Source organism: Pseudonocardia sp. (genome assembly GCF_025965585.1).
Lineage (GTDB): Bacteria > Actinomycetota > Actinomycetes > Mycobacteriales > Pseudonocardiaceae > Pseudonocardia.
Genome location: NZ_JAOPWR010000403.1, coordinates 1 through 8661, shown reverse-complemented (window position 1 = coordinate 8661; position 8661 = coordinate 1). Strand labels below are relative to the sequence as shown.

The following is an 8661-nucleotide window of genomic DNA, read 5'->3' as shown; positions in this document are numbered from 1 at the left end:
CCAGCGCGACGGCCGCGTCGGGCGAGAGCACCCCGGCGATCGCCGCGGCGGCGAGCTCGCCGACCGAGTGCCCCGCCGCCGGCACCGCGACGGGCAGGTCGATCCTGGCCGCCAGGGCCTCCGCCGCGATCAACGCGGCTGCCACGACGAGCGGCTGGGTGACGGCGGTGTCCTTGATCTCGTCGGCCTCCGCGGTGGTGCCGAGGCGGCGCAGGTCGAGCCCGATGGCCTCGGACCAGCGGTCGATCGACTCCGCGGCTTGCGCGCTTCCCACCCACCCCTCGAGCCAGGGGGTGAGCATGCCCGGGGTCTGGGACCCCTGGCCGGGCGCGAGCAGAGCGATCACGCCGCTCAGGGAACACCGTGCAGCGGGACCGTCGGGATACCGGCACGCACCAACTCGGCGCCCGTGAGTTGGAGGTTTCCTCCAACGAGGCCGCAGCGGTGACCCACGTCGAGGGTGTAACCGGGATCACGCTTTGTAGGAAGTCCGCAGGTCATGGGTCGCTGTCCGGAGCCGGGTCGGCGTCCAGCCTGCCCACGACGAGCGCCGTGCGCAGGACGAGGGCGTCGCGGGGGTCGGTGGGGTTACGGCCAGTGAGGTCACTCACGCGGCGCAGGCGGTAGCGCACCGTGTTGGGATGCACGAAGAGCGCGCGGGCGCACGATTCGAGCGCCCCGCCGCCCTCGAGGTAGACGGCGAGCGTGCGCAGCAGCTCCCCGCCCGCGGCCTCCAGCGGGGTGACGCAGGCGTCGACGAGCCGCCGGGGCGCGGCCGGGTCGCCCGACAGTGCGCGTTCGGGCAGCAGGTCGTCGGCCCCCACCGGGCGCGGGGCGTCGGGCCATCCCGGCGCCGCCCGCAGCCCGGCGAGGGCCGCGCGTGCGCTGTCGTGCGCCGCGGCGAGGTCGGGTGCGACCGGCCCGACCACCACGGGGCCCGGTCCGAAGCCGTCGACGAGCCGCCCGATCGAGCCGCCCGCCTCGCCGGCCTCCGAGACCAGCACGACCAGCCTGCTGCCCTGCACCCCCACCAGGATGGAGCGCCCGGCCCGGCCGGCCTCGCGGCGCAGCTCCCTGGGTTCGTCCGGGGCGTCGGCGGTGGGGCTGCCGACCACCACCCGCACGGCGGCAGCGGGGTCCCAGCCCAGGGCCGATGCGCGGGAGACGAGCGCGTCGTCGGTCTCGCCGCGCACCACCGCGTCGACGACGAGGGCCTCCTGCCGGGCGTCCCACGCACCGCGGGTCTCGGCGGCGCCCGCGTAGACGGTGGCGGCGGCGAACGCGATCTCGCGGCCGAACCGCAGGATGGACTCGACGAGCACGCGTTGCTCGGCCTCGTCGGCGGCGAGCGGGGGCAGGTGCCGCTCGAAGACGTCGGTGGCGATCCGCACGAGGTCCACGGTCTGCCGCAGCGACAGCCGGCGGGCGAGGTCGCGCGGGGCGATGCGGAACGCCTCCGCGGTGAGGCGGATGGTCTCGCCGCGCTCGCCGAGCCAGGCGACGAAGTTCGCGAAGCCGGTCTGGGTCACCAGGAGCACCGCGGCGCGCTGGTCGGCCGGCAGCGCCGCGAACCACGGCTGGTGCTCCTCCATGGCGACGAGACACGCGGCCGCGAGGTCGCCCGACTCCAGCCCGAGGCGGCGCAGCGTCGCGGGGGAGACGGTCGGTGTCTCCGCCCGGCCCGCCTCGGCCCGGCGCACCTCGGTGCCGCTCACGTCGGGCAGCATGGCACGGGAGCGGGAACAGTGGGGCGGCCCGCCATGTTATTGCAGGCGCAAGCACCTGCAACCGGGAGGTCACACGATGACGAGCACGGCACTCACCCCCGCGGTCGACGTCCGTCGGTCCGGCGAGCGCTTCCACACGAGGATCGGCTGGCTGGACTCGCGCCACAGCTTCTCCTTCGGTCAGCACTACGACCCCGACAACACCCACTTCGGCGTCCTGATGGTGAGCAACGACGACGTCGTGAAGGCGGGCAGCGGCTTCGAGACGCACCCGCACCGCGACATGGAGATCGTCACCTGGGTGCTCGAGGGCTCCCTGGTGCACCAGGACTCCACCGGTCACAGCGGACTGATCTACCCGGGTCTGGCCCAGCGCATGAGTGCGGGCACGGGGATCCTGCACTCGGAGAAGAACGACTCCTGGCGCATCGACGCCGCCGCGGCGAAGCACGACCAGGACGTGCACTTCGTCCAGATGTGGGTGGTCCCGGACACGGAGAAGATCACTCCGGGATACGAGCAGCTCGACATCGGCCCCGCCCTCGACGCCGGTGAGCTGGTGGTGGTGGCGTCGGGCATGCCGAAGCACGGCACCGACAGTGCCATCTCCATCCGCCAGGAACACGCGGCGCTCTACGCCGCGCGTCTGCGGCCGGGCGCGTCGACGACCGTGCCCACGGCCACGTTGGTGAACCTGTTCGTGGCCCGCGGATCCGTGGAGCTCGAGGGCGCCGGCGTGCTCGGCACCGGCGACACCGCGCGCATCACCGTCGGTGACGGTCAGCGTGTGGTGGCCGGGCCGGACGGCGCCGAGGTGCTCGTGTGGGAGATGCACGCCGCGCTGCGGTAACCGCTGCGGCGGACACTCCGTTGTCGACCCGTGCCGGTGATGGGGAACTCCCCGGGCTACCCGGCGCGGCGTCGTGTCGGTGGCCGAGGAGGGGCGGCCACCGGATGACCGACGTCGGCGCTGCTCAGCCGAGCGGCGTGACCTGGGTGGCCTGCGGACCCTTCTGCCCCTGCTCGATGTCGAACGACACGCGCTGGCCTTCGTCGAGGCTCTTGTACCCGTTGGTCTGGATCGCCGAGTAGTGCACGAACACGTCCGCGCCACCACCGTCGGGAGCGAGGAAGCCGTAGCCCTTCTCGCTGTTGAACCACTTGACGGTGCCCTCTGCCATTCTTGCTCTCCTCGTACCCGTGCGCCGGGGCTCTGCCCCCGGCATCGCGCCGCCTGAGCACGTGCGTCCGCGCCCCGGTCGGGACGCCGCTCACGCTCACTATCACGATCACGTGAGGCGACGTCGGGCGGAGCGTATCGCGATCCGGGCTCCCTGCCGAGACCCAATGACCTGTGGATTCTCTGTTTTCCGGCCCGAAACGGAGCCCGCGGACGGCGCGCCCGGACGAACGGTTCGTCCGGAAGCGTCGTCCGCGGAGGAGATTCCGCACGTGTCAGGCGACCCCGGAGTCGCTCGTCTGCGGCCCGGCCGCCTGGGGGTCGTCGATCTTGTACTTCGCGGCCGCCTCGGCCACCGCGCCCCGGTCGAACTCGCCCCGCTGCGCCAGGCTCTCCAGCGCCGCGACCGTGATCGACTCGGCGTCCACGTTGAAGTGGCGCCGCACCGCGGGCCGGGTGTCGGACAGGCCGAACCCGTCGGTGCCCAGGGTCGTGTAGGGCGCGGGCACCCACTGGCGGATGAGGTCCGGCACCGCGCGCATCCAGTCCGACACCGCGACGACGGGGGCGCCGTCGCCACCGAGGGCCTGCTCGACGTAGGCCGTGCGCCGCTCGTCGCCCGCGTGCACGAGGTTGTGCTGCTCGGTCTCCACGCCGTCGCGGCGCAGCTCGCCCCACGACGTCACCGACCACACCTCGGCACCCACACCCCACTGCTCGGCCAGCATGTCGCGGGCCTGCAGCGCCCACGGCACGGCCACGCCCGAGGCCAGCAGGCGCACCTGCGGCCCGTCCTCGCGCGCGGTGCCCGCGTAGCGGTAGAGGCCCTTGAGCAGGCCCTCGACGTCGAGGTCGGCCGGCTCGGCCGGCTGCCGGTAGGGCTCGTTGTAGACCGTCAGGTAGTACATGACGTTCTCGCCGCCGAGGTTCCCCGGATCCTGCTCGGAGCCCTCGCCGTACATGCGGCGCAGCCCGTCCTTGACGATGTGCGCGATCTCGTAGGAGAACGCCGGGTCGTACTGGACGACGGCCGGGTTGGTGGCCGCCAGCAGCAGCGAGTGACCGTCGTTGTGCTGCAGGCCCTCCCCGGTGAGCGTGGTGCGTCCGGCGGTGGCACCGACGAGGAAGCCGCGGGCCATCTGGTCCGCAGCGGCCCAGATCGAGTCGCCGGTGCGCTGGAAGCCGAACATCGAGTAGAAGACGTACACCGGGATCATCGGCTGTCCGTGCGTGGCGTACGACGTGCCCGCCGCGGTGAACGAGCCCACCGAGCCGGCCTCGTTGATGCCCTCGTGCAGCAGCTGGCCCTGCTCCGACTCGCGGTAGGCGAGCATCAGCTCGGCATCCACGGACGTGTACTGCTGGCCGTTCGGGTTGTAGATCTTCTGCGTCGGGAACATGGAGTCCATGCCGAACGTGCGGGCCTCGTCGGGGATGACGGGCACGAACCGGTCGCCGATCTCCTTGTCCTTCACGAGCTCACGCAGCAGCCGGACGAACGCCATCGTGGTGGCGACCTCCTGCTTGCCCGAGCCCTTGCGGATGAAGTCGTAGACCTTGTCGCCGGGCAGCACCAGCGGCGTGGCCTTGACCCGCCGCGACGGCACCGGGCCGCCGAGCTGGCGGCGCCGCTCGTTCATGTACTGGATCTCCGGCGCGTCGTTGCCGGGGTGGTAGTACGGCGGCAGGTACGGGTTCTTCTCGAGCTGCGCGTCGGTGATCGGGATGCGCTGCTCGTCGCGGAACTGCTTGAGGTCCGGGAGCGTGAGCTTCTTCATCTGGTGCGTGGCGTTGCGGCCGGCGAAGTGCGTGCCCAGGCCGTAGCCCTTGATCGTCTTGGCCAGGATGACCGTGGGCTGGCCGTGGTGCTCCAGCGCCGCCGCGTAGGCCGCGTAGACCTTGCGGTAGTCGTGGCCACCACGCTTGAGCTTCCAGATCTCGTCGTCCGACAGCGGGGCCACGAGCTCCTTGGTGCGCGGGTCGCGCCCGAAGAAGTGCTCGCGGACGAATGCGCCGTCGTTGGCCTTGTAGGTCTGGTAGTCGCCGTCGGGCGTCTGGTTCATCAGGTTGATCAGCGCGCCGTCGCGATCAGCGTGCAGCAGGGCATCCCACTCGCGGCCCCAGATCACCTTGATGACGTTCCAGCCCGCGCCGCGGAAGAACGACTCCAGCTCCTGGATGATCTTGCCGTTGCCGCGGACCGGGCCGTCGAGGCGCTGCAGGTTGCAGTTGACGACGAACGTGAGGTTGTCCAGGCCCTCGGTGGCCGCGATGTGGATCAGGCCGCGCGACTCGGGCTCGTCCATCTCGCCGTCGCCGAGGAACGCCCAGACGTGCTGGTCGCCCTTCTTCTCGGCCTTGTGGTCGTGGAAGCCGCGCGCGTCGAGGTAGCGGTTGAACCGCGCCTGCATGATCGCGTTCATCGGGCCGAGCCCCATCGAGACGGTGGGGAACTCCCAGAAGTCCGGCATGAGCCGGGGGTGCGGGTAGGACGGAAGGCCGGCGCCCGGGCCACCGTGGGACAGCTCCTGGCGGAAGCCGTCGAGACGGTCCTCACTCAGGCGTCCCTCGAGGTAGGCGCGGGCGTAGATGCCGGGGGAGGCATGACCCTGGATGTAGACCTGGTCACCCCCGCCCGGGTGCTCCTTGCCGCGGAAGAAGTGGTTGAAACCGACCTCGTAGAGCGTGGCCGACGACGCGTAGGACGAGATGTGCCCGCCCACCCCGATGCCCGGGCGCTGAGCGCGGTGCACCGTCATGGCGGCGTTCCAGCGGATGAGGCGGCGGTAGGCCCGCTCGGCCTCCTCGTCGCCGGGGAACCAGGGTTCGCGGTCGGTCGGGATCGTGTTGACGTAGTCGGTGCTGGTCAGCGACGGGACGCCGACGTTGCGCTCACGGGCGCGCTGCAGCATCCGCAGCATGAGGTAGCGGGCGCGCTGCTGACCCGTGGCGTCGAGGACCGCGTCGAAGGAGTCGAGCCACTCGGCGGTCTCCTCCGGATCGATGTCGGGAAGGTGGGCGGCGAGGCCGTCACGGATGACGTGTACGCGCCGTGGGGGCGTGCCGCCGGTGGTCTGGCCGGTCAAGGGATCTCCCTGCGTGGCTGGAGGTGAACATCTGTCGGGGTCATCCCCTATCGTGCCCCTCGACGTGCGATCTCGTAACGAGTGGTTGCGCGTCGACGAGTCACGTGTTCGGATTCCGCATCCGGATGTAGGCCCCGGACCTGTCTGCGCGGACGGCGCGGGCGGGCGGGGCGGAAGAGGCCGGGACTGAGAGAGTGGGGTACACAGGCGTGGTCGCCGCGGAGGATGCCGGACGTCAGTCCGACATCGCGGGCAAGCTCGGTGTGGAGCCGAGCATGGTCGTCCAGGAAATCGGTTGGGACGAGGACGTCGACGAGACGGTGCGGGACGCCGTAGAGGAGAGAGTGGGCGACGACCTCCTCGACGAGGACGCCGATGACGTCGTCGACCTGGTCCTGATGTGGTGGCGCGAGGGCGACGGCGATCTCGTCGACGCCCTGGTCGACGCCATCGGGCCACTAGCCGACAACGGCGTGATCTGGGTGCTCACCCCGAAGACCGGTAGACCCGGGCACGTCGAGCCCAGCGAGATCGCAGAGGCCGCGCCGACCGCGGGCCTCTCGCAGACCTCGAACGTCACCGTCAGCGACGGCTGGGCCGGCTCGCGTCTCGTTGCCCCCAAGGCGGCGAAGTCGAAGCGGTAGGGCTCCTCCGGGCGACTAGGCTCCCTCGCGTGAGCGGTGGCACACGTGTGTCCGTGCCATCGCTCGATCCCGTACGAGCGCGAACGAGCCGAGGAGATCCACCCATGGCGCCCGAGGTCGGCACCGAGGCCCCTGACTTCACCCTCAAGGACCAGAACAACCAAGTGGTCACGCTCTCGTCGTTCCGCGGCGAGCGCAACGTCCTGGTCGTCTTCTACCCGTTCGCCTTCTCCGGCGTCTGCACCGGTGAGCTGTGCGCGGTCCGCGACGACCTGGGCTCGTTCCAGAACGAGGACGTCCAGATCCTCGCGATCTCGGTCGACCACCCGTTCACGCTGAAGGCCTGGTCCGACGCCCAGAGCTACGAGTTCCCGCTGCTCGCAGACTTCTGGCCGCACGGCGCGGTGGCGCAGGCCTACGGCGTGTTCAACGACGGCGCCGGCTTCGCCCTGCGCGGTACGTTCCTGGTGGACAAGACCGGTACGGTGCAGTTCGCCGAGGTCAACGGCCCCGGCGAGGCCCGCGACCAGGACGCCTGGAAGAAGGCCCTCGCGGCCGTCTAGGCCACGGCGCGCCGGGCGGGTCCCGGCGCGTGCGGGCGCGTAGCTCAGCGGAAGAGCACTCGGCTTACACCCGAGCGGTCGCAGGTTCGAACCCTGCCGCGCCCACGTCCTGACCTGCGGAAACCTCGCAGCGGCCTCTGTGGATGTTCAATCCGTTTGACTCCACGTGCCTCTGTTTCGCACCACGCGAAGATCAAACGACACCCTCGCTGCAAATCGGGGTGGCTGGCGTGGTCGGGGTGAACACCGCCGAGGGCTGCATGGCCGGGTCGGTGGGTGAACTCAACGTCGGTGCGTACCGCGCCGCGCGGGACTGCGCCGGGCAACGCTCTTCTTCGTGGGGGCGGGTCTGCCCGGTGCTGGGGTTCCGTCCCGGCGGGGGGTGCGTGAGCTGTTGACCGTGCGCCCGCGGACGATCCCGATGAACTCTTCCATCAGCTCAGTGTTCTCTGCGTCCGGCCAGACGAGACCGACGCCCGACCCCGGCGCGTCGGTCAGCGGTCGGTAGACGAGGTCCCGACGGTGGTGGAGGCGGGCCAGCGACTGGGGGACGACCAGGAGGCCGACGCCCGCGGCGACGAGCTCGATCGCCGCGGCCGTCGTCGCGGGGGCGAACGCCGCGGACCGCCCCGGCCGGTCACCGGGCCAGGCGAGTGTGTCGTCCTGCGGGCGGAGGACGATCTCGTCGGCCAGGTCCGCGACCGTGGCCTCCTCGGTCGCGGCGACCACGTGTTCCTTCGGGACGACGGCCACGGTGGTCTCGGTGTAGAGCGGGATCGTGTGGAGCCCGGTCCGGTCGATCGGCAGCCGGAGCACGGCTGCGTCCACGGCGCCGGTCCGGATCAGCTCCAGCGCCTCGTCCGTGGTCGCCGTGACGAGCTCCAGGGTGACGTGGGGACGGCGCTCGGCCCAGATCCGCACCCACTTGCCCGGCGTGACGCCTGGAACGTAGCCGAGCCTGAAGGCTGCGGTGTCGCCCGGCTCGGTCACCGGCCCAGGCTATCGGTTGGTCCGGCCCCGATATCCTGGGCATATGACGCGGCAGAGGTCGACCCAGACGATGAAGCCCGCGACGGCGGCGAAGAAGCTCGGCGTGCACCCCGACGCGACGCCCGACGAGTTCCGGGCCGGGGTGGTCTCGCGCGACGAGCTCGACGCCCTGCAGGCCGATCCGCCCGAGTGGTTGCGCGAGCTGCGACGCAACGGCCCGCATCCCCGCCAGGTCGTCGCGGACCGACTGGGAGTGTCGATCTCCGGGCTGGCCCGTGCCGAGATCACCGAGCCGCTGACCACCGCCCAGATCGCGGCGTTGAAGGAGGAGCAGCCGGAGTGGCTGCGCCGCGAGCGCAACACCCGGGCCGAGGCGCAGCGCGCGGAGGCCCGACTGCGGGCCGAGCGGTCCGGGAGGCGTCCCGACGATCCGGTCGGGGGATGAGCGGGGCCCTTTCGGCGTCGGTCACC

The 8661-nt window shown here is 71.4% G+C and carries 8 protein-coding genes, 1 tRNA gene and 1 pseudogene; 5 read left to right on the top strand and 5 right to left on the bottom strand.

The window, feature by feature from the left end; translation table 11 throughout:
- Together JWR81_RS25000 and JWR81_RS24995 are read right to left on the bottom strand one after the other, a co-directional pair.
- Nucleotides 1–301: pseudogene (locus JWR81_RS25000) on the bottom strand (ACP S-malonyltransferase); the annotation flags it as partial.
- 196 nt (nucleotides 302–497) lie between these two features.
- Nucleotides 498–1715, bottom strand: coding sequence for a CdaR family transcriptional regulator (locus JWR81_RS24995; RefSeq protein WP_297658052.1), 1218 nt, complete (start codon nucleotides 1713–1715; stop codon nucleotides 498–500).
- Between the two features lie 88 nt (nucleotides 1716–1803).
- Here JWR81_RS24995 and JWR81_RS24990 point away from each other — a divergent pair, with 88 nt between their 5' ends.
- Entirely contained in the window at nucleotides 1804–2577 is a 774-nt protein-coding gene (locus JWR81_RS24990; protein ID WP_297658049.1) for a pirin-like bicupin family protein, read from the top strand.
- Nucleotides 2578–2701: 124 nt separating this feature from the next.
- Here the strand turns inward: JWR81_RS24990 and JWR81_RS24985 are convergent, their stop codons facing one another.
- Together JWR81_RS24985 and aceE are read right to left on the bottom strand one after the other, a co-directional pair.
- Nucleotides 2702–2908, bottom strand: a complete 207-nt coding sequence (locus tag JWR81_RS24985; RefSeq protein WP_297658045.1) for a cold-shock protein — start codon at nucleotides 2906–2908, stop codon at nucleotides 2702–2704.
- 274 nt (nucleotides 2909–3182) lie between these two features.
- Nucleotides 3183–5993 (bottom strand): pyruvate dehydrogenase (acetyl-transferring), homodimeric type, encoded by a 2811-nt coding sequence (gene aceE, locus JWR81_RS24980; protein ID WP_297658037.1) that lies wholly within the window; start codon nucleotides 5991–5993, stop codon nucleotides 3183–3185.
- Between the two features lie 209 nt (nucleotides 5994–6202).
- Here aceE and JWR81_RS24975 point away from each other — a divergent pair, with 209 nt between their 5' ends.
- The 3 genes from JWR81_RS24975 (at nucleotide 6203) to JWR81_RS24965 (ending at nucleotide 7305) form a co-directional block, all read left to right on the top strand.
- Nucleotides 6203–6637, top strand: coding sequence for a DUF3052 domain-containing protein (locus tag JWR81_RS24975; protein ID WP_297658055.1), 435 nt, complete (start codon nucleotides 6203–6205; stop codon nucleotides 6635–6637).
- Nucleotides 6638–6741: 104 nt separating this feature from the next.
- A complete protein-coding gene (locus tag JWR81_RS24970) occupies nucleotides 6742–7200 on the top strand; it encodes a peroxiredoxin (RefSeq protein WP_297658034.1) in 459 nt (152 codons plus the stop codon).
- 33 nt (nucleotides 7201–7233) lie between these two features.
- Nucleotides 7234–7305, top strand: a tRNA-Val gene (locus JWR81_RS24965).
- A 177-nt stretch (nucleotides 7306–7482) separates the two neighbouring features.
- On the opposite strand, the gene JWR81_RS24960 is transcribed toward JWR81_RS24965, so the two are convergent.
- Nucleotides 7483–8190, bottom strand: coding sequence for a LysR family substrate-binding domain-containing protein (locus JWR81_RS24960; RefSeq protein WP_297658031.1), 708 nt, complete (start codon nucleotides 8188–8190; stop codon nucleotides 7483–7485).
- A 43-nt stretch (nucleotides 8191–8233) separates the two neighbouring features.
- On the opposite strand from JWR81_RS24960, the gene JWR81_RS24955 reads away from it, so the two are divergent.
- Nucleotides 8234–8635, top strand: coding sequence for a DUF5997 family protein (locus JWR81_RS24955; protein WP_297658027.1), 402 nt, complete (start codon nucleotides 8234–8236; stop codon nucleotides 8633–8635).
- The last annotated feature ends 26 nt before the right edge of the window (nucleotides 8636–8661 follow it).